This window comes from Mycobacterium paraffinicum, assembly GCF_001907675.1.
GTDB classification, from domain to species: domain Bacteria; phylum Actinomycetota; class Actinomycetes; order Mycobacteriales; family Mycobacteriaceae; genus Mycobacterium; species Mycobacterium paraffinicum_A.
Window position 1 is genome coordinate 61,008 of sequence record NZ_MPNT01000021.1, and the last position, 23,783, is coordinate 84,790.

Consider the following 23,783-nt stretch of genomic DNA (forward strand, 5'->3'; position numbering starts at 1 on the left):
GTGTGGTCCTACCGGATCATCGCCCCCTACCAGTTCGAGCGGACGACGATCGCGGAGAAGACGCCCGAGTGCCTCATCGACGGCCAGGTCCTGCTGCGGTTCACGGCGGCCGGCGTGTGTGGCAGCGACCTGCCGGCCTTTCGCGGTGCCCGCGGCCGCCTTCCCGGCGACGACGGGCCCAGCGGGGCCGAAAAGGACGGCTTCCCCATCCATGAAGTCGCCGGCGAGGTGCTCGCCAGCCGCCATCGCGCGCATCGGCCCGGTGATCGCGTTGTCGGCTGGGCCTCCGGGTTCGACGGCATGATGGAGCGCGTGGTCAGCAACGGCGACGGCCTGGCGCCGTACGACCCGGCGCTGACCCCGGCGCAGGCGGTCGGCCTGCAACCGCTGGCGTGCGTGCTCTACGCCTGCGAGCAACTGCCGGATCTTGCCGGTAGGCATGTGGCGATCATCGGGCAGGGGTCGATCGGCCTGCTGTTCTCCTACGTCGCCAAGGCGGCCGGCGCCCGGCGCGTCACTGGAGTCGATCCCGTCGACCGGTCAAGCGTGGCAACCGCATTCGGCGTCGACGACCCGGTGCGCGCCACCAGCGACCGGTGGGTGAGCCAGCTCGCCGCCGGCGACCGCGCCGACGTCGTCATCGAGGCCGTGGGTCACCAGGTCGCAACGCTCGGCCACGCGATCGAGGCCACCGCGCCCGGCGGCACCGTCCTCTACTTCGGCGTCGCCGACGACGACGCCTACCCCATCAACATGCGCGCCATGCTGCGCAACAACCTGACGCTGAAATCCGGTGTGACGCTGGACCGGCGGCGGGTGCTGGAGCTCGCCGGCAAGTTCGCCGCCGAACACCCGGAACTGCTTGCCACCTACCTGACGCACACATTCGGCGTCGACGACGTGCAGGGCGCCTTCGAGTTGGCCTGCCGGCCCGTCCCCGAGCGCGTCAAGATCGCGATCGGGGAGTGCGCGTGAGCGACGACTCGCGCAGCGCGTTGCAGCGGGCGCTGCAGCGGGGCGGTCCGATATGGGGCGGGTGGATCACAGGTCCCACGCTGCTCGGCCCGGAGGAATTCGCCAGGGCCGGTTACGACTACGTGGGCTTCGACGCGCAGCACGGATACCTCGACGACGCCGACATCGCCGGCATGCTGCGCCCAATCGAACACCTGCCCATCGCCACCGTGGTGCGGCTGCCCAACGCCGACGCGGCACCGATCGGGCGCGTACTGGACGCCGGCGCCGACGCCGTCGTCATCGCGATGGTCGAGTCGGCGGACCAGGCCGCCGCGGCGGTGGCGGCCACCCGTTACCAGCCCGCGGGCATCCGCAGCTTCGGCCCGCTGCGCGCCAGCCTGGGCCGCGACACCGCGGCGCTGGAATCTCGGGTCAGCGTGTTCGCGATGATCGAGACCGCCGCGGCGCTGTCCGGCCTCGACCAGATCTGCGCCGTCGACGGGCTCGCCGGGCTCTATGTCGGGCCCGCCGATCTGGCGCTCTCGCTGGGCGCGGATGTGGTTGGCGCGACCAGGCATCCGGCCGTGCTGGACGCCATCGTGCAAACCCACCGCGCGGCCACCGCGGCCGGGCTGGTGACCGGCATCCACGCCGGGGACGGCCCGACGGGCCGGGCCATGGCGAAGCTGGGATTGTCGATGATCACCCTGACGGCCGAGTCGCACGCGCTGCGCCGAGGCGCCGCGGAGCACCTGCGGGAGGCGACCCATGACGGATGACCGGGCCGCGGTCGGCGAGCTGCTCGCCGGCTACGCACTGGCGCTGGACGCGGGCGACATCGACGAGTGCCTGGGGCTGTTCACCCCCGACGCCGAATTCCTGGTCTATGGCAGGGTCTTCGCCGGACACGACGGCATCGGGAAGATGTTCCGGGACGCCCCGCGCGGGTTGCACCTGACCGGCGTCTCCCGGATCGACGTCCACGACGACAGCGCGACGGCCCGGTCGCAGGTGTTGTTCGTGCGGGCGGGCGACCTGCGCCTACGGCCCGCCCTATACGACGACGAACTGGTGCGCACGGGCGGGCGGTGGCGTTTCCGGCGACGGCGCTGCCAGTTCGTCACCGGCCGCGGCCTGTCCGACACGCCCGAGGTGACACCGTCATGAACGAACGCGTCGCCCTGGTCACGGGCGCGGCCGGCGGGCAGGGCTGGGCCATCGCCACACGGCTGCGCGCCAACGGCTTCTCAGTGGCCGCCTGCGACCGGCGTGCCGACGAGCTGACCGGCCTGGTAAGCGAATTGGGCGACGACGGGGTGATCGCGATCGAACTCGACGTCACCTCCGAACCGCTGTGGCGGTCGGCCGTGCGCGCCGTGATCGACCGCTACGGCGCGCTGACCGCGCTGGTCAACAACGCCGGCGCGCTGCACCGGGCGTCGCTGGCCGACGAGACCGCCGACGACTTCGAAAACTCTTGGCGGGTGAACTGTTTCGGCGCGTTCCTGGGCATCCACGTGACGCTGGAGCACCTGCGTGCGGCGGATCAGGCCGCGATCGTCAACATCTGCAGCACCGGCGCCATTCGCCCCTTCCCGCACCACGCCGCCTACGGCTCGGCGAAGTGGGCGCTGCGCGGCCTGACCCAGAACGCCGCGGCGGAGCTGGCCCCCCTCGGCATCCGGGTCAATGCCGTGTTCCCCGGACCGATCGCGACCCCGATGCTCGATGACGCCACCCAGCTGCGGCTGGCCGCGTCGTCGGCCTTCGGGCGGATCGGCCAACCACGCGAGGTCGCCGACGCGGTCGCGTTCCTCGTTTCCGAGGAGGCGTCGTTCATCACCGGTGCCGAACTGGTCGTCGACGGTGGCCAATGCGTGCAGATCCGATGACCCGCCCCACGATCGGCATCATCGGCGCCGGGCCCGGCGGACTGGCCCTGGGAATCCTGTTGTCGCGGGCCGGCTTCCGGGACTTCACCATCTTCGACCGGGAGGACGGCGTCGGTGGCACCTGGCGGATCAACACGTATCCGGGGCTGGCGTGCGACGTCAAATCTCACCTGTACTCCTACTCGTTCGACCTGAATCCGGGCTGGACGCGGCTGTGGTCGGGGCAGCCCGAGATACTGGCGTACTTCCAGCGCTGCGCCGACAAGTACGGCCTGGAGCCGCACCTGAAGCTGCGCACCGATATCCGGTCCGCGCGGTGGGAGGAAAATGCCCGGCGGTGGTGCCTGACCACTGCCGAGGGGCGGCTGCACCACTTCGACGTGGTGGTCTCCGCCGTCGGCCTGTTCACCCGCCCGCGCCTGCCCGACCTCGTGGAGCAGGAGCCCTTCACCGGAACGCTGATGCACTCGGCGCGGTGGGACCACTCGATCCCGCTCGACGGCAAGCGGATCGCCGTGCTCGGCACGGGCTCCACGGCGTCGCAGCTGTTGCCCGAATTGGCCAGGGTGGCCGGCCGGGTCTATTCGGTGCAACGATCGCCGACCTGGATCCTGCCCAAGCCCGATCGGCACTACACGCGCGGCGAGCGCTGGGCATTCGCCCACCTGCCGTGGGCCAAGAAGCTGTACCGGACCCGGCTGTGGCTACGCAGCGAAGCCAACATATCGGTGATCGAGAACGGCAGCGAGAAGACCCAGGAGTTCAAGGCGGCCGCCCTCGACCTGCTCCAAAAGGCCATTCCGGACGAGGAATTGCGCCGCAAGCTCACCCCGACCCACCCGCTGGGCTGCAAGCGGCTGGTGTTCTCCTCGGACTACCTGACCGCGCTGACCCAGCCGAACGTCGAGGTGCTGACCAGCCCCGCGCGGTACCTGCGCGCGCGGTCTTTGGTCACCGAGGACGGCACCGAACGCGAGGTCGACGTGGTGGTCTGCGCGACCGGCTACGCCGCCGCCGACTACCTGGGGGAGCTGGACGTGTCCGGGGAGGGCGGGATGACGCTGCGCGAGGCCTGGCGCGACGGGGCACACGCCTACCTCGGGATGGCCGTGCCGGGGTTTCCGAACTTCTTCATGTTGTACGGACCGAACACCAACGTCGGCTCCAACAGCGTCATCTTCATGCTCGAGGCCCAGGCACACTACATCGTGCGTGCGCTGAAGCACCTGCGACGTAGGCGCAAGACCTACATCGCGGTGCGGCCCGCCGCCCTGGCGGACTTCATCGCCAAGATCGACCGCTGGATGGTCGGCACCGTCTGGACCACCCAGTGCAGCAACTACTTTCGCGCCGCCAACGGCCGCGTGGTCACCCAGTGGCCGCGAAGCGCGCGCAGCTTCTGGGGCATGACACGCAGGTTCAATCCGGGCGACTTCCAATTCGAGCCCACCACCGATTCCCTGGCCGGATTCGCCGACGTCCGAGCGGCTGTTCGCGCTGCAGGCGCACGCCCTCAGTGACGCCTTGCACGAGACCGGCGCGGGACCTTCGCCCCTACCCTGAGCGCCGGGACCGTCGGCAGAATGTGCTGCCATGAAGATCACCGGCCTTCAGGTCGTGCCGTTCGAGACATGCGTCGACCGAATCTCGTTCGGCCAGCTGATGACCGATTACCGGGTGGTGCAAACCGTGACCAAGGTGCTCACCGACGAGGGCGTCGAGGGCTACTATTTCGGCGGCCACTTCCACGGGGACCAGGACGGCCTGCTGCCGGGGGATCGGGCGATCATCACCCAATTCCTGAGCCCGTTGCTCGCCGGCCAGGACCCGTTCGACCGGGCCGAGATCTGGCGCCAGCTGTGGGCGGCCAAACTGCCCGAGAACGTCTGCAGCGTCATCGATCTGGTCCTGTGGGATCTGGCCGGCCGAGTCGCCGGACTGCCGGTGCGCAAACTGCTGGGCGGCGCACGCGACCGGGTCAAGGCCTACGCCAGCAGTTTCAACAATCTCGGGTCGCCCGAGGAATATGCCGCGCACGCCGTCGACTGCAAGCGTCAGGGCTACGGCGCCTACAAGATTCACCCCTACCACTACTGGAATCCGGCGACCGGTCAGTTCGCGCTGCCGCGGCCGTCGTATGTGGACTGGGACATCCGGGTGTGTCGCGAGGTTCGGGCCGCGGTGGGCGACGAGATGGTGTTGATGTTCGATCCCTGGGGCACCTACCACACCTACGAGGACGCGCTGCGCGTCGGTCGCGAGCTTCAGCGGCTGGGCTTCTACTGGTACGAGCACCCCATGCCGGAGTACCGGGTGGAGGCCTACCGGCGGCTCGGTGACGAGCTCGACATCCCGATCTGCTCTCCCGAGATCGCCGAGGGCGGCATCTACACCCGCGCGGACTGGATCCTGCGCCAGGCCTCCGACATCAGCCGCATCGACGTCCTGCGCGGAGGCATCACCGGCGTGATGAAACTGGCCGGAATGTGCGAGGCCGTCGGCATGCGGTGCGAGCTGCACATGAGCGGCTTCGGCAACCTGCAGGTCCTCGGCGCGACCAGCGACGACGTCTGTGAGTACTACGAGCGCGGCCTGCTCGGGCCCGGGGCTCGCTACGACGCCGCGCCGCCGTACCTGACGGCGCCGTGCGACCCCCTCACCCCGGACGGCTTCGTCGAGATACCGTCGGCGCCCGGACTGGGCTACGAAATCCGTTGGGACTACATCGAAGAACACCGCCTGCCGGAGACGGTGGTGGAACCCGTCGCGCCCCTGCACCCGCGGTAGCGGGGCGGCCCCTCGCGCGCGAGCGTGCGCGAAATGCCGCCGATAGCGGCGTGTCGTCGTACAGACACGCGCGCTCGCCGTGGAAATGGCGGGGAGTCGGTAGCGGCTAGTCGAACCTGATCAGCTGCCGGACGGCGGTGCCGTCGGCGAGGTTGTCCATCGCCTCGTTGATCTGATCCAGCCCGATCGATGAGGACACCAGTGCCTCCACCGGAAGCCGGCCCGACTGCCACAGCGCCACGAACCGGGGGATGTCACGGCTGGGCACCGCCGAGCCCAGGTAACTGCCGATCAGCGATCGTCCTTCGGCAACAAAGCCCAACGGGGACAACGAGATTCGCGCGTCCGGCGGCGGCAACCCGACGGTGATGGTGCGCCCGCCCGGGGCGGTGAGGGCGATGGCCGTCTCGAGGGCGGCGGGATGGCCGACGGCCTCAATGACCGCCGCGGCTTTCACGCCGGCGTCGACGGCCTGCTGCGGGGTGTAGGCCTCGTGTGCGCCGCGGGCGCGCGCGCCGGCCAGCTTGTCGGGCAGTTGGTCGACGGCGACCACGCGCACGCCGTCGTAGGTGAGCGCGGTGAGCACCGCCGCCATGCCGACACCGCCCAGGCCGACGACGGCCACCGTCTGGCCCGGTTGCGGATCGGCGACGTTGAGCACGGCGCCCCCGCCCGTCAGCACCGCGCAGCCCAGCAGCGCGGCGACCTCGGGTGGCACGTCGGGTGGCACCGGGACCACGCTGGCCCTGTTGACCACCGCGTGCGTCGCGAAGCCCGACACCCCGAGGTGGTGATACACGCGGTGGCCGGCCTGGTTGAGCCGAATGTCCCCGCCCAGCAACGTCCCGGCCGCGTTGGCCGCGCTGCCCGGCTCGCACGGTGTCAGGCCCCCGGTCGCGCAGGCCGCGCAGTGGCCGCACCGGGGCAGGAACACCAGCACCACCCGCTGGCCGATCGCGAGATCCGAAACGCCGTCGCCGATCTGCTCGACGATTCCGGCCGCCTCGTGACCGAGCAGCATTGGCACCGGCCGCACCCGGTTGCCGTCGACCACCGACAGGTCGGAATGGCAGACGCCTGCGGCCTCGATGCGGATCATCACCTCACCGCTGCCGGGCGGATCCAGGTCGAGATCGATGACCCGGATCGGCCGGGATTCGGCATATGGGCGGGCCAGACCGATCCGGTCCAGCACGGCTCCCCGAATCTGAACCATGCTGGAATACAACCATGGCTTGCCAACCCCCGGTCTCGCCGGCTCCGGCGGTGCCGCCGGCACCGGACGGACTGACCAGCGACGACTTCCCGGTGCTGTGGCCGGTGGGAACCCGGTGGGCCGACAACGACATGTTCGGCCACCTGAACAACGCCGTGTACTACCAGTTGTTCGACACGGCCATCAACGCCTGGATCAACACCAGCACCGGGCTGGACCCGCTCACCACGCCCGCACTGGGCATCGTCGCCGAGTCGGGCTGTCGGTACTTCTCCGAGTTGCATTTCCCCGAGGGCCTCACGGTGGGGGTGGCGGTCACCCGGCTGGGCCGCAGCAGCGTCACCTACCGGCTCGGCGTGTTCCGGGCGGCGCGGGACGGGCAGGCTCAGCCGATCACCGCGCTGGGCCATTGGGTGCACGTCTACGTTGATCGCGCCAGCCGCAAGCCGATCGAAATCCCCGACCCCATCCGGTCGTTGCTGTCGACGGCGCGCGTGGACCGATAGGCCCGAGATTGCCCGCCGCGCCTGGGCTTTCGCGTAAATCGGCGCCTGGGCCGCACCGTCGGGACGCGTCGCCCACCCGGCTATGCTTCGCCAATGCCAGTTATGAGCAAGACCGTCGAGATCGGCGCCGACGCCGCCTCGATCATGGCCATCGTCGCGGACTTCGAGGCTTACCCGCAGTGGAACGAAGAGATCAAGGGCCTGTGGGTGCTCGCCCGCTACGACGACGGGCGCCCCAGCCAGCTGCGGCTCGACACCGACTACCAAGGCATGCAGAGCGTGTTCATCCAGGCCGTGTACTACCCCGGGGAGAACCAGATCCAGACCGTCCTGCAGCAGGGCGACCTGTTCACCAAGCAGGAGCAGTTGTTCAGCGTGGTGGAGATGGGCACATCGAGCTTGCTGACCGTGGACTTGGATGTCGAGACGTCGATGCCGGTTCCCGCGCCGATGGTCAAGCAGCTCGTTGGCAACGTCCTGGACCACCTCGCCGAAAGCCTCAAGCGGCGCGCAGAACAGCTGGCCGCGGGGTAGTCGCCCGGCTTCGCCGCGCTTGCGACCGCCGCAGGTCTATCGCGGCGGCCCGCGGCGCCCGGCTTCGCCGCGCTTGCGACCGCCGCAGGTCTATCGCGGCGGCCCGCGGCGCCCGGCTTCGCCGCGCTTGCGACCGCCGCTACTCGAAGATCCCCGTGCGGCCCCGTATCTCTGTCAGCCTCGCCGCCGCGTCGGTGAACTGCCACACGGTGTGCTCGATCACCGCGGCCGCGTCGCGCCGGCGCAGGGCGGCGATCAGCTGCCGGTGGTTGTCGACGGCGGCCGCGCCCCACTGCTGATCGGCCGCGTAGAGCGGCACCGGCATGTAGCGCGCGGCGTTGAGCAGGAACCAGGCCAGCTTGATGCGCCCGCTCGCCTGGTTGAAGACCCGATGGAACGCGAACTCGATGCCCGCGATGGTCTCGGTGTCGCTGGACCCGACTGCCGCCGCGAGCGCCTCGTTGATGCGTTCGAGCTCGTCGATTTCCGCGTCGGTGATGTGGTCGGTCGCCGCGGCGGCCAGCTCCTTGGCGATGGTGGCCTGCAGCCAGAAGATGTCCTCGACGTCCTGCCGGGTGAGTGGAAGCACGACGTGGCCGCGGTGGGGTTCGAGCTGCACCATGCCCTCGCCGCGGAGCTTGAGCAGGGCTTCGCGCACCGGCGTGACGCTGACGCCGAGCTCGGCGGCGGTTTCGTCAAGGCGGATGAAGGTCCCCGGCCGCAGCGCCCCGGACATGATCGCCGCCCGAAGGTGACCCGCGACCTCGTCGGACAACTGCGCCCGGCGCAGTGGCCGTCGCCGCCTCAGTCGCGTGGATATCGGTGCGTTCACGGGGGCTGCCAGGGCTTTCGGGGCTTCGCGGAGGTTGGTTTGAAACTTTCATCGGGGCTTGTCAGCGGGCCCTTTGAGGCCATAATGTGACCCAGACAACACCATGTTTTATCAAATATCAACCTGGCGCAAGCGGTGCGCGAGTGAAGGGGAAGGCTGGAGTTGACCGCGCAATTAGCGAGCCATCTGGCGCAGGCGACAGAGCAGCCGTACTTGTCGCGGCGCCAGAATTGGGTGACCCAACTCGAACGGCACGCCCTGATGCAGCCCGGCGCCCCGGCGCTGCGGTTCCTGGGTAAGACCATGACGTGGGGGGACCTGCGGCAGCGGGTGACGGCGCTGGCCGGTGCCTTGAGCCGTCGCGGAGTCGGCTTCGGCGACCGCGTCATGGTGTTGATGCTCAACCGCACCGAATTCGTCGAATCGGTGCTGGCGGTCAACATGCTCGGGGCGATCGCCGTTCCGCTGAACTTCCGGCTCACGCCCGCCGAGATCGCCTTCCTCGTCCAGGACTGCGAAGCCCGCGTGATGATCACCGAATCGGTGCTCGCCCCGGTGGCCACCGGCGTCCGCGAGGTCGAGCCGCTGGTGGGCACGATCGTCGTGGCCGGCGGCGCGGGCGACGACAGCGTGCTCGGCTACGAAGACCTGATCAACGAGCGACGGGCCTTGCACGACCCCGTCGACATCCCGAACGATTCTCCGGCGCTGATCATGTACACCTCGGGCACCACGGGCCGCCCGAAGGGCGCCGTGCTCACCCACACCAACCTGACCGGCCAGACCATGACGGGCCTGTACACCAACGGCGCCGACATCAACAACGACGTCGGTTTCGTCGGCGTCCCCTTCTTCCACATCGCGGGCATCGGGAACATGCTGACCGGGCTGCTGCTGGGCACCCCGACGGTCATCTACCCGCTCGGCGCCTTCGAGCCGGGGCAACTGCTCGACGTGCTGGCCGAAGAGAAGGTGACCAGCCTCTTCCTGGTGCCCGCGCAGTGGCAGGCCGTGTGCGCCGAGCAACAGGCCCGGCCCCGCGACTTGAGGCTGCGGGTGATGTCCTGGGGAGCCGCGCCGGCGCCGGACGCCCTGCTGCGCGAGATGTCGGCGACGTTCCCCGGCACCCAGATCATCGCCGCCTTCGGCCAGACCGAGATGTCGCCGGTGACCTGCATGCTGCTGGGCGAGGACGCGATCCGTAAACGCGGCTCGGTCGGCAGGGTGATCCCGACCGTGGCCGCCCGCGTGGTCGACGAGAACATGAACGACGTGCCGATCGGCGAGGTCGGCGAAATCGTCTACCGCGCACCAACATTGATGAGCGGCTACTGGAACAACCCGGAGGCCACCGCCGAGGCGTTCGCCGGTGGGTGGTTCCATTCCGGCGACCTCGTCCGGATGGACGAGGAGGGTTACGTCTGGGTGGTGGATCGCAAGAAGGACATGATCATCTCCGGCGGCGAGAACATCTACTGCGCCGAGGTGGAGAACGTCTTGGCCAGCCATCCGAGCATCGTCGAGGTCGCGGTCATCGGGCGCAGCCACGAGAAGTGGGGCGAGGTGCCGATCGCGGTTGCGGCCGTCGCCGGCGACCGGCTGCTGCTCGACGAGCTCGAGGAGTTCCTGACCGAGCGGCTGGCGCGTTACAAGCATCCCAAGGCGCTCGAGATCGTGGATGCCTTGCCGCGCAACCCCGCCGGCAAGGTGCTCAAGACTGAGCTGCGGATGCGTTACGGAACCGCAAATTTCGATGAAAACCGTTCCGGTGCAAGGGAATTCCCGACCAGAGAGGAAAGCTGACGGATCCTGTAACGTTTGCCCGTTGTTGACGAAGGGTTAATTGTGCAGATGCAGTTCACACGTGCATGGCCATCGGGTACATTCCTGTGGTCTCCGTTACTACTTGCCAGTAGGGAGCCGATGGTCACACACGTTGGGTCGGGCCGAATCGGGGGCGTGCCCGGCCGCGTTGGCAGTGCCTCCCGCTTGCGGGCAACGGTGAGGGGGAGACGCGTGCGACACGATCCGCCGCCGCGCCGAGAGGTGGGCGGTATCAACCGGAGGGGGCAGCGGTGACTTCAACGCCGGCGAGCCGACAGGGCCCCTATCTGGTCGGCTACCTACGCGACCAACTGCAGACCCCGCTGACGCTCATCGGGGGATTCTTCCGGATGTGCGTCCTCACCGGCAGGGCACTGTTCCGCTGGCCGTTCCAATGGCGCGAATTCGTCCTGCAGTGCTGGTTCATCATGCGGGTCGCTTTCCTGCCGACCATCATGGTGTCGATCCCGCTGACGGTCCTGCTGATCTTCACGCTCAACGTGCTGCTGGCCCAGTTCGGGGCCGCGGACCTGTCCGGCGCCGGCGCGGCGATCGGTGCGGTCACCCAGCTCGGCCCGCTCACCACGGTGCTGGTGGTGGCCGGCGCCGGGTCGACGGCGATCTGCGCCGACCTCGGCGCCCGCACCATCCGCGAGGAGATCGACGCCATGGAGGTGCTCGGCATCGACCCGATCCACCGGCTGGTGGTACCCCGGGTGATCGCCGCGACCCTGGTCGCCACCCTGCTCAACGGCCTGGTGATCACCGTCGGGCTGGTCGGGGGCTACCTGTTCGGCGTCTACCTGCAAAACGTCTCCGGTGGCGCCTACCTCGCCACGCTGACCACGATCACGGGTCTGCCGGAGGTCGTCATCGCGACGGTGAAGGCCGCGACGTTCGGCCTGATCGCCGGGCTGGTCGGCTGCTACCGGGGCCTGACCGTGCGGGGCGGCTCGAAGGGGCTGGGCACCGCCGTCAACGAGACGGTCGTGCTCTGCGTCGTCGCGCTGTACGCGGTCAACGTGGTGCTGACGACCATCGGCGTGCGATTCGGAACGGGCCACTGACATGTCGACCGCCGCCGTATTGCGCGCCCGCTTCCCGCGGGCAGCCGAAAACCTCAACCGCTACGGGGGTGCCGCCGCCCGCGGCCTCGACGACGTCGGCCAGATGGCGTGGTTCGGGGCGGTGGCCCTCGGCCACATCCCGCACGCGCTGCGCAACTACCGCAAGGAGACGCTGCGGCTGATCGCCCAGATCGGCATGGGCACCGGTGCCATGGCCGTCATCGGCGGCACCGTCGCGATCGTCGGCTTCGTGACCCTGTCCGGTAGCTCGCTGGTCGCCATTCAGGGCTTCGCCTCACTGGGCAACATCGGCGTCGAGGCGTTCACCGGATTCTTCGCCGCGCTGATCAACGTCCGCATCGCCGCCCCCGTCGTCACCGGCATCGCGATGGCCGCCACCGTGGGCGCCGGCGCGACCGCCGAACTGGGCGCCATGCGCATCAGTGAAGAGATCGACGCCCTGGAGGTCATGGGCATCAAGTCGATCTCATTCCTGGCCACCACCCGGATCATGGCCGGGCTGGTCGTCATCATTCCGCTCTACTCGCTGGCGATGATCATGTCGTTCCTGTCCCCGCAGATCACCACCACGGTGCTGTACGGGCAATCCAACGGAACCTACGAGCACTACTTCCGGACCTTCCTGCGGCCCGACGACGTGTTCTGGTCGTTCCTCGAGGCGATCCTCATCACGGCGGTCGTGATGATCACCCACTGCTTCTACGGATACAACGCCGGCGGCGGACCCGTCGGCGTCGGAGAGGCCGTCGGCCGATCGATGCGTTTCTCGCTGGTGTCGGTTCAGGTCGTCGTACTGGCAGCCGCGTTGGCGCTCTACGGCGTCAACCCCAACTTCGCGCTCACGGTGTAGCCATGACGTCGCCAGTGAAGGTCAACAAACCCCGGAACCCGCCGTACAAGCTGGCGGGCATCGCCTCGCTGATCATCGCCCTCGTGGCGCTGGTCCTGGTGTACGGGCAGTTCCGGGGCGACTTCACTCCCAAGACCAAGCTGACGATGCTGGCATCCCGGGCCGGGCTGGTCATGGATCCCGGCTCGAAGGTCACCTACAACGGGGTGGAGATCGGCCGGGTGGCCAGCATTTCCGAGACCGTGCGTGACGGCAAGCCGGCCGCGAAGTTCACCCTGGACGTCTACCCCCGGTACCTGTCGCTGATCCCGAGCAACGTGAACGCCGACATCAAGGCGACCACGGTGTTCGGCGGCAAGTACGTGTCGCTGACGACGCCGCAGAACCCGTCGCCGCAGAAGCTCAATCCGCACACCGTGATCGACGCGCGGTCGGTGACGACGGAGATCAACACGCTGTTCCAGACCGTCACCTCGATCGCGGAGAAGGTGGATCCGGTCAAGTTGAACCTGACGCTGAGCGCCGCCGCCCAGGCGCTGACCGGGCTGGGCGATCGGTTCGGGCAGTCGGTGGTCAACGCCAACGCGATCCTCGATGACGTCAATCCGCAGATGCCGCAGGCCCGCCACGACATCCAGCAACTGGCGGGGCTTGGCGACACCTACGCCAACGCCGCGCCCGATCTGTTGGACTTCCTCAACAACGCGGTCATCACCTCGCGCACGATCAACGCGCAGCAGAAGGATCTGGACCAGGCCCTGTTGTCCGCGGCCGGGTTCGGCAACACCGGCGCAGACATCTTCAACCGTGGCGGCCCGTACCTGGCGCGCGGCGCGCAGGACCTGGTGCCGTCGGCCCAGCTGCTCGACACCTACAGCCCGGAGATCTTCTGCACGCTGCGCAACTACCACGACATCGAGCCCAAGGCCTCGTCGTTCCTGGGTGGCAACGGGTACTCGCTGAACGCCCACACCGAGGCCCTGTCCGGGCTGGGGCTGCTGGCCAACCCCGTGTCGGCGGTGGCCACGATCGCCAGCCTGGTCGGTGGGCTCGCCGGGGTGGTCGGCGGCGCGCCGAACCCCTACACCTACCCCGAAAACCTGCCGCGGGTGAATGCGCGCGGCGGACCGGGGGGCGCCCCCGGTTGCTGGCAGCAGATCACCCACGACCTGTGGCCCGCACCTGAATTGGTGATAGACAGCGGCAACAGCATCGCGCCGTACAACCACCTCGACACCGGCTCGCCGTACGCCATCGAGTACGTCTGGGGCCGCCAAGTAGGGGACAACACGATCAACCCATGAAAATCACCGGAACCATCGTCAGGCTCGGCATCTTCTCGTTGGTGCTGCTGGTCTTCACTGTGATGATCATCGTCGTCTTCGGGCAGATGCGGTTCGACAGCACGAACTCGTACTCGGCCGAATTCACCAACGTCAGCGGGCTGCGGGCGGGCCAGTTCGTCCGGGCCTCCGGTGTGGAGATCGGCAAGGTCGACACGGTCGAGCTGGCCGACGGCGGCAAGCGGGCGCGGGTGAAGTTCAACGTCGACCGCTCGGTGCCGCTGTACCAGTCGACGACCGCGCAGATCCGCTACCTCGACCTCATCGGTAACCGCTACCTGGAGCTCAAGCGCGGCGAGGGTGAGGGCGCCGAGAAGGTACTGCCGCCGGGTGGCTTCATCCCGATGTCGCGGACCTCGCCCGCGCTCGACCTCGACGCCCTGATCGGTGGTTTCAAGCCGCTGTTCCGGGCGCTGGACCCGCAGAAGGTGAACACGATCGCGACGGCGCTGATCACGGTGTTCCAGGGCCAGGGCGGCACCATCAACGACATCCTGGACCAGACCGCGCAGCTGACCAACCAGCTCGGCGAGCGGGATCAGGCGATCGGTGAGGTCATCAAGAACCTGAACATCGTCCTGGACACGACGGTCCGGCACCGGCAGCAGTTCGACCAGACGGTCAACAACCTCGAGGTGCTCATCACCGGCCTGAAGGACCACGGTGACCAGTTGGCGGGCGGGACCGCGCACGTCAGCAACGCCGCCGGGACGGTCGCCGATCTGCTGGCGGAGGACCGCGGGCTGCTGCACAAGACCCTCAACTACCTCGACGCGATCCAGCAGCCGCTCATCGACCAGCGCGATGGGCTCAACGACTACCTGAAGAAGGTGCCCACCGCGTTGAACATGATCGGGCGCGCGATCGGTTCCTACGGCGACTTCGTGAACTTCTACGCCTGCGACATCACCCTCAAGATCAACGGGTTGCAGTCGGGTGGCCCGGTCCGCACGGTCCGGCTCTTCCAGCAGCCGACGGGTAGGTGCACCCCGCAATGAGGACACTCGAACCGCCCAACCGGGTTCGCATCGGGCTGATGGGCATCATCGTGACGCTGCTGGTCATCGGCGTCGGTCAAAGCTTCACCAGCGTGCCGATACTGATGGCCAAGCCGCACTACTACGGCCAGTTCACCGACACCGGCGGTATCGCCGTCGGCGACAAGGTGCGCATCGCCGGCGTGGACGTCGGCAAGGTCGAGGCCATCAACATCGAAGGCGACCACATCCTCGTCAAATTCAATATGGGCACCGCGACCATCGGCACCGAGAGCCGGCTGGCGATCAAGACTGACACCATCCTCGGGAAGAAGATCCTGGACGTCGAGGCCCGGGGGAATCAGAAGCTGAGGCCCGGCGACTCGTTACCGATTGGTCAGAGCACCACGCCCTACCAGATCTATGACGCGTTCTTCGACGTTACGAAGGCCGCCCAGGGCTGGAACATCGACACGGTCAAGGAATCGCTGCACGTGCTGTCGCAGACGATCGACCAGACCTACCCGCACCTGAGCGCGGCGCTGGACGGCGTCGCCAAGTTCTCCGACACCATCGGCAAGCGCGACGAGCAGGTCAAGCATCTGCTGGCCCAGGCCAACCAGGTGGCCAGCGTCCTCGGTGACCGCAGCGACCAGGTCGACCGCTTGCTGGTCAACGCGAAGAACCTGCTGGTCGCCTTCAACGAGCGCGGCCAGGCCATCAACGCGCTGCTGGCCAACGTCGCCGCCTTCTCCGAACAGGTCAAGGGCTTCATCAACGACAACCCGAACCTCAACCATGTGCTCGAACAGTTGCGCACCGTCAGCGACATCTTGAAGGAACGCAAGGACGACGTCGCCGCGGGCCTCACCGAGGTCGGCAAGTTCCTGCCGTCCCTGAACGAGGCGATCGCGTCGGGACCGTTCTTCAAGGTGGTCCTGCACAACCTCGCGCTGTACCAGATCATTCAGCCGTGGGTGGACGCCGCCTTCAAGAAGCGCGGCATCGACCCGGAGAACTTCTGGCGTAGCGCCGGGCTGCCCGAATTCCGGTGGCCCGACCCGAACGGCACCCGGTTCCCCAACGGCGCACCGCCGCCGGCGCCCCCGGTGCTGGAGGGCACGCCGGAGCACCCGTTGCCGGCCGTTCCGCCCGGATCGCCCTGCTCCTACACCCCGGCCAATCCGGGCGGCAACGTGACCGTCGGCGACGAGGGTCTGCCGCGGCCGTGGAACCCGCTGCCCTGCGCCGGCGGGGGCATCGGACCGTTCGGCGGGCCGGGCTTCCCGGCGCCGGTCGACGTGATGACATCGCCGCCGAACCCGGGCGGTCTGCCGCCGACGCCGGGCATCCCGATCGCCGGTCGGCCGGGTGACCCGCCGCCGGACGTCCCGGGCACGCCCGTGCCGCTGCCGGCGCAGGCCCCGCCGGGCGCGCGCACCGAGAACCTGGCGCCGGCCGGGCCGACACCGCCGCCGTCGACGTTCGCGCCGGGCTTCCCGCCGGGACCGGCGGCCCCACCCGGGCCGGGCAACCAGCTGCCGGCGCCGTTCATCAACCCGGGCGGAACGGGCGGCAGCGGCGCCGCCGGGGGAGGTAGCCAGAATTGAGCACCGCCTTTGACATCCGCAACATCCGGCTACCGAAGCTGACCCGGGCGACGGTGATCATCGGATCGCTGGTGATCGTGCTGGCCCTGGTCGTCGGGTTCGTCGGCTGGCGGCTGTACGAGAAGCTGACCAACAACACCGTCGTGGCCTACTTCCCGGCCGCCAACGCGCTCTACCCGGGCGACAAGGTTCAGATCATGGGGTTGCGGGTGGGCGCGATCGACAAGATCGAGCCGGTCGGCGACAAGATGAAGGTCACCTTCCACTACGAGAACAAGTACCGGGTTCCCGCCAACGCCAACGCGGTGATCCTCAACCCGACGCTGGTGGCGTCGCGGGCCATTCAGCTGGAACCGCCCTACAAGGGCGGCCCGGTGCTGGCCGACAACGCCGTGATTCCCGAAGAGCGCACGCAGGTCCCGGTGGAATGGGACCAGCTGCGCAACAGCATCACGAACATCATCTCCAAGCTGGGCCCCACGCCTGAGCAGCCGACCGGCCCCTTCGGTGAGGTCATCGAGTCCTATGCCAATGGGCTGGCCGGCAAGGGCAAGGAGATCAACACGACGCTGAGCAGCCTGTCGCAGGCGTTGACCGCGCTGAACGAGGGTCGCGGCGACTTCTTCGCGGTGGTGAAGAGCCTGGCGCTGTTCGTCAACGCGCTGCACAAGGACGACCAGCAGTTCGTCGCGCTGAACCAGAACCTGGCCGACTTCACCACCCGGCTCGCGCACGACGACACCGACTTGGCGAACGCGATCGAGCAGTTCGACGGGCTGCTGTCCACCGTGCGCCCGTTCCTGGACAAGAACCGTGAGGTGTTGACCTACGACATCAACAACCTGGCCACGGTGACCAACACGATCCTGCAGCCCGATCCGCTGAACGGGCTGGAGACCGCGCTGCATGTCCTCCCGACGGCCGCGGCGAACATCAACCAGATCTATCACCCGTCGCACGGGTCGGTGGTCGCCATCCCGGCGATCACGAACTTCGCCAACCCGATGCAGTTCATCTGCAGCTCGATCCAGGCGGGCAGCCGGCTCGGGTATCAGGAGTCCGCCGAACTGTGCGCGCAGTACCTGGCGCCGATCCTCGATGCCATCAAGTTCAACTACCTGCCGTTCGGCGCGAACCTCTTCAGCACGGCCGAGACCCTGCCCAAGGAAGTGGCGTATTCGGAAGATCGGCTGCACCCGCCCAACGGCTACAAGGACACCACCGTGCCAGGCATCTGGGTGCCGGACACCCCGACATCGCACCGCAACACCCAGCCCGGCTGGATCGTCGCGCCCGGCATGCAGGGCCAGCAGGTCGGGCCCATCACGGCCGGCCTGATGACCCCGGACTCGCTGTCCGAGCTCATGGGAGGCCCCAACATCGCGCCCGTCCAATCCAACCTGCAGACGCCGCCGGGACCGCCGAACGCGTACGACGAGAACCCGATCGTGCCGCCGATCGGCCTGAACGCGCCGGTGCCCATCCAGCCGCCGCCACCCGGGCCGGGCGTGGCCCCGGGCCCGGTGGCCCCGACACCGGCGCCGGTCGCGGCGCCCGCGCCGAACGCGGGCGGGCCCCCCGTCCCGGCTGACATCGGGGGTGGCCAGTGACGAACAAGCCGAACAGTCGGCCAGTGATGGGAGCAATCAGGGTCATCCGCCGCGGGTCCTGGCGGGCCCTGGTCCTGTTGGTCGCAGCGCTGGTGCTGAGTTCGTGCGGCTGGCACGGCATCTCCAACGTCGCGATCCCCGGTGGCCCGGGCAGCGGCTCGGGCGCCATGACGATCTACGTGCAGGTGCCGGACACGCTGGCGATCAACGGCAACAGCAAGGTGATGGTCGCCGACGTCTTCGTCGGGTCGATCAAGAAGATCGAGTTGAAGAACTGGGTCGCCACCTTGACGCTGGGCGTCGACAAGAACACCAAGCTGCCCAAGAACGCCATCGCCAAGATCGGCCAGACGTCGCTGCTGGGTTCCCAGCACGTCGAGCTGGCCTCGCCGCCGAACCCCTCGCAGGAATTGCTGAAGAGCGGCGACACCATTCCGCTGAAGAACTCCTCGTCCTATCCCACCACCGAGCAGACGCTGGCCAGCCTGTCGCTGATCCTGCGCGGTGGCGGCATCCCCAACCTGGAGGTGCTGCAGAACGAGGTCTACAACATCTTCAACGGGCGGGGTGATCAGATCCGGTCCTTCCTCGGCAAGCTGGACACCTTCACCGGCCAGCTCAACCAGCAGCGCGACGACATCACCCACGCGATCGACTCGACGAACCGGCTGCTGACCTATGTCGGCGCGCGGGCCGACGTCCTGGACCGGGTGCTCACCGACTTCCCGCCGCTGATCAAGCATTTCGCGGACACCAAGAACCTGCTGATCAACGCCGTCGACGCGGTGGGCCGGCTAAGCCAGGCCGCCGACCAATACCTGTCGGAGGCGCGCGGGCCGCTGCACACCGACCTGCAGGCGCTGCAATGCCCGTTGAAGGAGCTGGGGCGCGCCTCGCCGTATCTGATCGGCGCGCTGAAGTTGATCCTCACCCAGCCGTTCGACATCGACACGGTGCCGAAGATCTTCCGGGGTGACTACATCAACATCTCGCTGACGCTCGACGTGACGTACAGCTCCGTCGACAACGCGTTCCTCACCGGTACCGGATTGTCCGGCGCCCTGCGCGCGCTCGAGCAGTCGTTCGGGCGTGACCCCGAGACGATGATCCCCGACGTGCGCTACACGCCGAACCCGAATGACGCGCCCGGGGGACCACTGGTGGAAAGGGGGGACAGGAATTGCTGACTCCTTTCGTTAGACGCCAGCTGGTCGCGTTCGGCATCCTGACGGTCATCTCGCTGCTCGTGCTGGGGGTGTACTACCTGCAGCTGCCGAGCCTGGCGGGCATCGGTCGCTACACGCTCAAGGCCGAGCTGCCCGCGTCGGGCGGCCTGTACCCGACGGCGAACGTGACGTATCGAGGCATCACCATCGGCAAGGTCACCGACGTCGAGCCGACCGAGCGCGGCGCCGAAGCGACGATGAGCATCGACAGCCGCTACAAGATCCCGATCGACGCGACGGCCAACGTGCACTCGGTATCGGCCGTCGGTGAGCAGTACCTGGACCTGGAATCGACCGGGAATCCGGGCAAGTTCCTCTCGGAGGGGCAGACGATCACGAAGGGCACGGTGCCCGCCGAGATCGGGCCCGCGCTCGATACGGCCAACCGCGGGCTGGCCGTTTTGCCCAAGGACAAGATCGGCCAATTGCTCGACGAGACGGCCCAATCCGTGGGCGGCCTGGGCCCCGCCCTGCAGCGGTTGGTGGACTCCACGCAGGCGATCATCGGTGATTTCAAGACGAACATCACCGACGTCAACGACATCATCCAGAACTCGGGCCCGGTGCTGGACAGCCAGGTCAAGTCGGGTGATGCCATCGAACGCTGGGCGCGCAACCTGAACCGGCTGGGCGCGCAGTCCGCGCAGGAGGACTCGCACGTCAGAAGCGTGCTGCGCCAGGCGGCGCCGACGGCCGATCAAGTCAACGACGTGTTCAACGACGTGCGGGAGTCGCTGCCGCAGACGCTGGCGAATCTCGAGGTGGTGTTCGACCTGCTCAAGCGCTACCACACCGGCGTCGAGCAGGTCCTGGTGTTCCTGCCCCAGGGCGCGTCGATCGCCCAGACGGTGGCCGCGCCGTTCCCCAACATGGCGGCCCTGGACCTGGCGTTGTCGATCAACCAGCCGCCGCCCTGCCTGACCGGCTTCATCCCGGCATCGGAATGGCGGTCCCCGGCCGACACGAGCATGCAGCCGCTGCCGTCGGGCACCTACTGCAAGATCCCGATGGACACCCCGGCCAACAGCGTGCGCGGGTCGCGCAACATCCCCTGCACGGACATCGAGGGCAAGCGCGCGGCCACCCCGCGGGAGTGCCGTGACCCGAAGCCGTACGTGCCGGCGGGTACCAACCCCTGGTACGGCGACCCCAACCAGATCGTGACCTGCCCCGCGCCGGCGGCGCGCTGCGATCAGCCCGTCAAGCCCGGGCAGGTGATCCCGGCGCCGTCGATCGACACCGGCCTGAACCCGGCGCCCTCGGACCGGGTGTCCGGGACGCCCCCGCCGACCAGTGACCCGTTGTCGCGGCCGGGGTCGGGTACCGTGCAGTGCAACGGCCAGCAGCCCAACCCGTGTGTCTACACGCCCAGCGGGCCTCCGGTGGCGACCTACAGTCCCCAAAGCGGTGAACTGGTAGGGCCAGATGGAGTTAAATACTCCGTCGAGAACTCGGCCAGAACAGGAGACGACGGATGGAAGGAGATGCTGGCACCAGCCGGCTGAACCCCCCACCGATGCCGAAGTTTCGTCGTCTGCGCGGACGGCGTCCGAAGAACCAGGACCCGGCGGCCGCCGTCGACCCGATCGATTCCGGCGCGACGCTCGAGGATTCCGACGCACCCGACGGTGTCGTCGAGCCGACGGAACCCGACGTGACGGCCGAGCAGCCGTCCGCGGCCGAGCCGACCGCGGAGGAGCCGGCGGAACCCGAGGACGCGACCGAGCAGGCCACCCCCGAGCCCGCGGCCGAGGAGCCGTCGGAACCGGAGGCCGGGTCCGGCGAGGCCGTCGACCGTCGGCCGTCGCGGATGGGCCGGGGTTGGTTGGCGGGCATCGCGGCGGCCCTCGTGCTGTGCGCCGCCGGGGTCGCCGCCGGCGGTTACCTCGCGTTGCGCTACCACCACGAAAGCCAGGCGATAGCCCGCAACGACGCCGCCGCGCTCAAGGCGGCCGTCGACTGCGTCTCGGCGACCCAGGCCCCCGACACCAACGCGATGGCGGCGAGTGAGCAGAAGATCATCGACTGCGGCACAGACGCTTTCCGCTCGCAGGCGCTGCTGTACACCAGCATGCTCGTCCAGGCGTATCAGGCGGCCAATGTCCACGTCCAGGTGTCCGACATGCGGGCCGCCGTCGAGCGCAACAACCCCGACGGCTCGGTGGAGGTGCTGGTCGCGGTCCGCGTCAAGGTGGCCAACGACCAGACGCAGAACGAAACCGGCTACCGGCTGCGGGTGAAAATGGCTCAGGCCGAAGGCCAGTACAAGATAGCCAAGCTCGACCAGGTGACGAAGTGACGGTGGTGGTCGACAAGCCACCGGCCTCGGCCGTCCAGCAGTCCACGCGGGCTGCGTTGGCGCCCTGGCACATTCGCGCCGGCGCGCTCGCGGTCGACGTCGTGCCGGGTTCCGCGGTGGTGGCCACGATGGCGGTGACGTGGTTCACCGTCCCGCCCAACGGCGTGTGGTGGTGGCTGTGCATCGCGGTCATCGGCGTCGCCATCCTGCTGGTGTTGGTCAATAGGCTGCTGCTGCCGACCATCGTCGGCTGGAGCCTCGGGCGGGCACTCTTCGGCATCGCGGTGGTGCGGCGCGACGGCGAGCCCATCGGACCGTGGGGCCTGCTGCTGCGCGACCTGGCGCACCTGCTCGACACCGTCTCGGTGGTGGGATGGCTTTGGCCGCTGTGGGATTCGGGCCGCCGCACCTTCGCCGACATGCTGCTGCGCACCGAGGTGCGCCGTGACGAAACGGCCGAGCCGTCGTTCAACGCGCGGCGGTGGACGACGGTACTGGTGGCGACCGCGGCGGCGCTGTGCGTCGCCGGTGCGGCGATGAGCTACGCGGCGGTGTTCGCCCCCGACCGGGCGACCGACCGGACGCGGGCAGAGCTGGACACGCAGGGGCCGAAGATCGTCGCGCAGATGCTGACCTACGACCCGAAATCGTTGCACGACGACTTCGCCCGCGCCCTGTCGTTGGCCACCGACAAGTATCGGACCCAGCTGGCCGCCCAGCAGGACATGGTGCAGAAGGGCAACCCGGTCATCAACGAGTACTGGGTGACTGACCACGCGATCCAGTCGGCGGCCCCCGATCGGGCGACGATGCTGATGTTCATGCAGGGCCGCCGCGGTGCGGCGCCCGACGAACGCTACATCTCCGCCACCGTGCGGGTGACATTCGTCAAGGGCGGCGGCGACCGGTGGCTCGTCGACGACCTCACGGTGTTGACCAAGCCCAAGCCGGCGGGGGCCGGCAAGTGAGCCCGCGCCGTAGGTTTCAGCCCGGCGAGGGGCCGCTGCTGGTGGCGCGTCCGCTGCCACCGGGGCGGCCGTGGGGCCTGCCGCTGGCCAGCGCCGTCGCCGCGGTCTTCATGGCGGCGGCGATCGCGGTGTGCAGCCTGATGCTCGTCGACCATGAATCCCGCGAGCGCGCCGCGTCGAAGAATCGCGAGGTGCTCAGCTACGTCACCGGCTTCATGACGCAGTTCACCTCGATCGACCCGTTCCACGCCAACGACTACGTGACGCGGGTGCTGGGCCAGGCGACCGGCGACTTCGCCAAGGAGTACCGCGAGAAGGCCAACGAGATCTTGTTGCAGGTGGCCCGCGCCGAACCGGCCACCGGCACCGTGCTGGACGCCGGGGTGGAGCGATGGAACGACGACGGCAGCGTCACCACGATCGTGGCCACCGCCGTGAGCGCCAAATCGCCTGACGGTAAAGAGGTCTGGGAAAACGCCAACCGGTGGACGGCGACCGCCACGCAGGAAGGAAAGCAGTGGAAGATCAGCAACCTGCAGCAGGTGATCTGACCGCCGACGGTGACGCCGCCGCCCCGGACGAGGCGGCGACCGAAGAGCGCGCGGAGACCGCCGGCGCCGACGAAACGGCTTCGGCCGCAGAGGAATCCGAGGCCGGCGAGGGTGACGCCGAGGCCGCCGAGGGTGACGCCGAGGCCGCCGAGGGTGACGCCGAGGCCCAACCCCCCGCTCGCACGCGGCGCAAATTGCTGGCCGGTAAGCGGATGGCCATCACCGTCGCCGTGGCCGCGGCGTTGTTCGTCGGTTCCGCGGCGTTCGCCGGCGCGACCGTGCAGCCGTACCTGAGCGATCGGGCCGCCGCCGCAACGAAACTCAAGGTGGCGCGGACCGCGGCCAACGCGATCACCACGCTGTGGACCTACACGCCGGAGAACATGGACACCCTCGCCGACCGCGCGTCGGGCTACCTCAGCGGCGATTTCGAGGCGCAGTACCGCAAGTTCGTCGACGCGATCGTGGCGCCCAACAAGCAGGCCAAGATCACCAACCACACCGACGTCACCGGCGCGGCGGTCGAATCGATCGACGACGCCAACGCCGTCGTCATCGTGTACACCAACACGACGTCGACCAGCCCGCTGACCAAGAACGTGCCGTCGTTGAAGTACTTGTCCTACCGGCTGTTCCTCAAGCGCGCGCAGAGCCGCTGGCTGGTGACCAGGATGACGACCATCACGTCGCTGGATTTGACGCCGCACGTCTAG

General features: G+C 68.5%; 23 protein-coding genes. 21 read left to right on the top strand and 2 right to left on the bottom strand.

Features of this window, described 5'->3' with window-relative positions; translation table 11 throughout:
- From BRW65_RS20765 to BRW65_RS20790, 6 genes are all read left to right on the top strand, one after another.
- Positions 1 to 975, top strand: coding sequence for a zinc-binding dehydrogenase (locus BRW65_RS20765; RefSeq protein ID WP_073877777.1), 975 nt, complete (start codon positions 1 to 3; stop codon positions 973 to 975).
- Positions 972 to 1,736: an HpcH/HpaI aldolase family protein gene (locus BRW65_RS20770; RefSeq protein WP_073877873.1), complete on the top strand. Its 765-nt coding sequence runs from the start codon at positions 972 to 974 to the stop codon at positions 1,734 to 1,736. Before BRW65_RS20765 ends, BRW65_RS20770 begins: the two co-directional genes overlap by 4 nt.
- A complete protein-coding gene (locus BRW65_RS20775; RefSeq protein ID WP_073877779.1) occupies positions 1,726 to 2,124 on the top strand; it encodes a nuclear transport factor 2 family protein in 399 nt (132 codons plus the stop codon). Before BRW65_RS20770 ends, BRW65_RS20775 begins: the two co-directional genes overlap by 11 nt.
- A complete protein-coding gene (locus tag BRW65_RS20780; protein ID WP_073877781.1) occupies positions 2,121 to 2,849 on the top strand; it encodes an SDR family NAD(P)-dependent oxidoreductase in 729 nt (242 codons plus the stop codon). Before BRW65_RS20775 ends, BRW65_RS20780 begins: the two co-directional genes overlap by 4 nt.
- Positions 2,846 to 4,369, top strand: coding sequence for a flavin-containing monooxygenase (locus tag BRW65_RS20785; RefSeq protein ID WP_244168148.1), 1,524 nt, complete (start codon positions 2,846 to 2,848; stop codon positions 4,367 to 4,369). Before BRW65_RS20780 ends, BRW65_RS20785 begins: the two co-directional genes overlap by 4 nt.
- 73 nt (positions 4,370 to 4,442) lie before the next feature.
- A complete protein-coding gene (locus BRW65_RS20790; protein WP_073877783.1) occupies positions 4,443 to 5,636 on the top strand; it encodes an enolase C-terminal domain-like protein in 1,194 nt (397 codons plus the stop codon).
- Between the two features lie 106 nt (positions 5,637 to 5,742).
- Here the strand turns inward: BRW65_RS20790 and BRW65_RS20795 are convergent, their stop codons facing one another.
- Positions 5,743 to 6,852 (bottom strand): alcohol dehydrogenase catalytic domain-containing protein, encoded by a 1,110-nt coding sequence (locus BRW65_RS20795; protein ID WP_073877785.1) that lies wholly within the window; start codon positions 6,850 to 6,852, stop codon positions 5,743 to 5,745.
- Positions 6,853 to 6,866: 14 nt separating this feature from the next.
- On the opposite strand from BRW65_RS20795, the gene BRW65_RS20800 reads away from it, so the two are divergent.
- Together BRW65_RS20800 and BRW65_RS20805 are read left to right on the top strand one after the other, a co-directional pair.
- Positions 6,867 to 7,358: an acyl-CoA thioesterase gene (locus BRW65_RS20800; RefSeq protein ID WP_432206444.1), complete on the top strand. Its 492-nt coding sequence runs from the start codon at positions 6,867 to 6,869 to the stop codon at positions 7,356 to 7,358.
- A 93-nt stretch (positions 7,359 to 7,451) separates the two neighbouring features.
- Positions 7,452 to 7,892 (top strand): SRPBCC family protein, encoded by a 441-nt coding sequence (locus BRW65_RS20805; protein ID WP_073877787.1) that lies wholly within the window; start codon positions 7,452 to 7,454, stop codon positions 7,890 to 7,892.
- 139 nt (positions 7,893 to 8,031) lie between these two features.
- Here the strand turns inward: BRW65_RS20805 and BRW65_RS20810 are convergent, their stop codons facing one another.
- Positions 8,032 to 8,724 (bottom strand): GntR family transcriptional regulator, encoded by a 693-nt coding sequence (locus BRW65_RS20810; RefSeq protein ID WP_073877789.1) that lies wholly within the window; start codon positions 8,722 to 8,724, stop codon positions 8,032 to 8,034.
- A gap of 162 nt (positions 8,725 to 8,886) precedes the next feature.
- Here BRW65_RS20810 and fadD5 point away from each other — a divergent pair, with 162 nt between their 5' ends.
- The 13 genes from fadD5 (at position 8,887) to BRW65_RS20875 (ending at position 23,783) form a co-directional block, all read left to right on the top strand.
- On the top strand, positions 8,887 to 10,527 hold the full coding sequence (gene fadD5 / locus BRW65_RS20815; protein ID WP_073877791.1) for a fatty-acid--CoA ligase FadD5: 1,641 nt from the start codon (positions 8,887 to 8,889) through the stop codon (positions 10,525 to 10,527).
- Between the two features lie 272 nt (positions 10,528 to 10,799).
- Complete coding sequence (locus BRW65_RS20820) at positions 10,800 to 11,615, top strand: MlaE family ABC transporter permease (RefSeq protein WP_073877793.1); 816 nt, start codon at positions 10,800 to 10,802, stop codon at positions 11,613 to 11,615.
- A 1-nt stretch (position 11,616) separates the two neighbouring features.
- Positions 11,617 to 12,486 (top strand): MlaE family ABC transporter permease, encoded by an 870-nt coding sequence (locus BRW65_RS20825; protein WP_073877795.1) that lies wholly within the window; start codon positions 11,617 to 11,619, stop codon positions 12,484 to 12,486.
- A 2-nt stretch (positions 12,487 to 12,488) separates the two neighbouring features.
- Positions 12,489 to 13,790: an MCE family protein gene (locus tag BRW65_RS20830; protein WP_073877796.1), complete on the top strand. Its 1,302-nt coding sequence runs from the start codon at positions 12,489 to 12,491 to the stop codon at positions 13,788 to 13,790.
- Positions 13,787 to 14,827 (top strand): virulence factor Mce family protein, encoded by a 1,041-nt coding sequence (locus tag BRW65_RS20835; RefSeq protein WP_073877798.1) that lies wholly within the window; start codon positions 13,787 to 13,789, stop codon positions 14,825 to 14,827. Before BRW65_RS20830 ends, BRW65_RS20835 begins: the two co-directional genes overlap by 4 nt.
- On the top strand, positions 14,824 to 16,416 hold the full coding sequence (locus tag BRW65_RS20840) for a virulence factor Mce family protein (protein ID WP_073877801.1): 1,593 nt from the start codon (positions 14,824 to 14,826) through the stop codon (positions 16,414 to 16,416). Before BRW65_RS20835 ends, BRW65_RS20840 begins: the two co-directional genes overlap by 4 nt.
- Positions 16,413 to 18,026, top strand: coding sequence for a virulence factor Mce family protein (locus tag BRW65_RS20845; RefSeq protein WP_073877803.1), 1,614 nt, complete (start codon positions 16,413 to 16,415; stop codon positions 18,024 to 18,026). Before BRW65_RS20840 ends, BRW65_RS20845 begins: the two co-directional genes overlap by 4 nt.
- 26 nt (positions 18,027 to 18,052) lie before the next feature.
- Positions 18,053 to 19,213, top strand: coding sequence for a virulence factor Mce family protein (locus BRW65_RS20850; RefSeq protein ID WP_073877805.1), 1,161 nt, complete (start codon positions 18,053 to 18,055; stop codon positions 19,211 to 19,213).
- Positions 19,207 to 20,757 carry a virulence factor Mce family protein gene (locus tag BRW65_RS20855; protein ID WP_073877807.1) on the top strand — a complete coding sequence of 517 codons (1,551 nt, stop codon included), beginning with the start codon at positions 19,207 to 19,209 and terminating at the stop codon, positions 20,755 to 20,757. The genes BRW65_RS20850 and BRW65_RS20855 overlap by 7 nt, the downstream gene beginning before the upstream one ends.
- Positions 20,727 to 21,551: an Mce protein gene (locus BRW65_RS31835; RefSeq protein WP_073877809.1), complete on the top strand. Its 825-nt coding sequence runs from the start codon at positions 20,727 to 20,729 to the stop codon at positions 21,549 to 21,551. The genes BRW65_RS20855 and BRW65_RS31835 overlap by 31 nt, the downstream gene beginning before the upstream one ends.
- The gene (locus tag BRW65_RS20865; RefSeq protein ID WP_073877811.1) at positions 21,548 to 22,519 is read left to right on the top strand and encodes an RDD family protein; all 972 of its coding nucleotides are present in this window, start codon (positions 21,548 to 21,550) and stop codon (positions 22,517 to 22,519) included. The genes BRW65_RS31835 and BRW65_RS20865 overlap by 4 nt, the downstream gene beginning before the upstream one ends.
- Entirely contained in the window at positions 22,516 to 23,070 is a 555-nt protein-coding gene (locus BRW65_RS20870) for a mammalian cell entry protein (protein WP_073877813.1), read from the top strand. The genes BRW65_RS20865 and BRW65_RS20870 overlap by 4 nt, the downstream gene beginning before the upstream one ends.
- Positions 23,037 to 23,783, top strand: a complete 747-nt coding sequence (locus BRW65_RS20875; RefSeq protein WP_073877815.1) for an Mce protein — start codon at positions 23,037 to 23,039, stop codon at positions 23,781 to 23,783. Before BRW65_RS20870 ends, BRW65_RS20875 begins: the two co-directional genes overlap by 34 nt.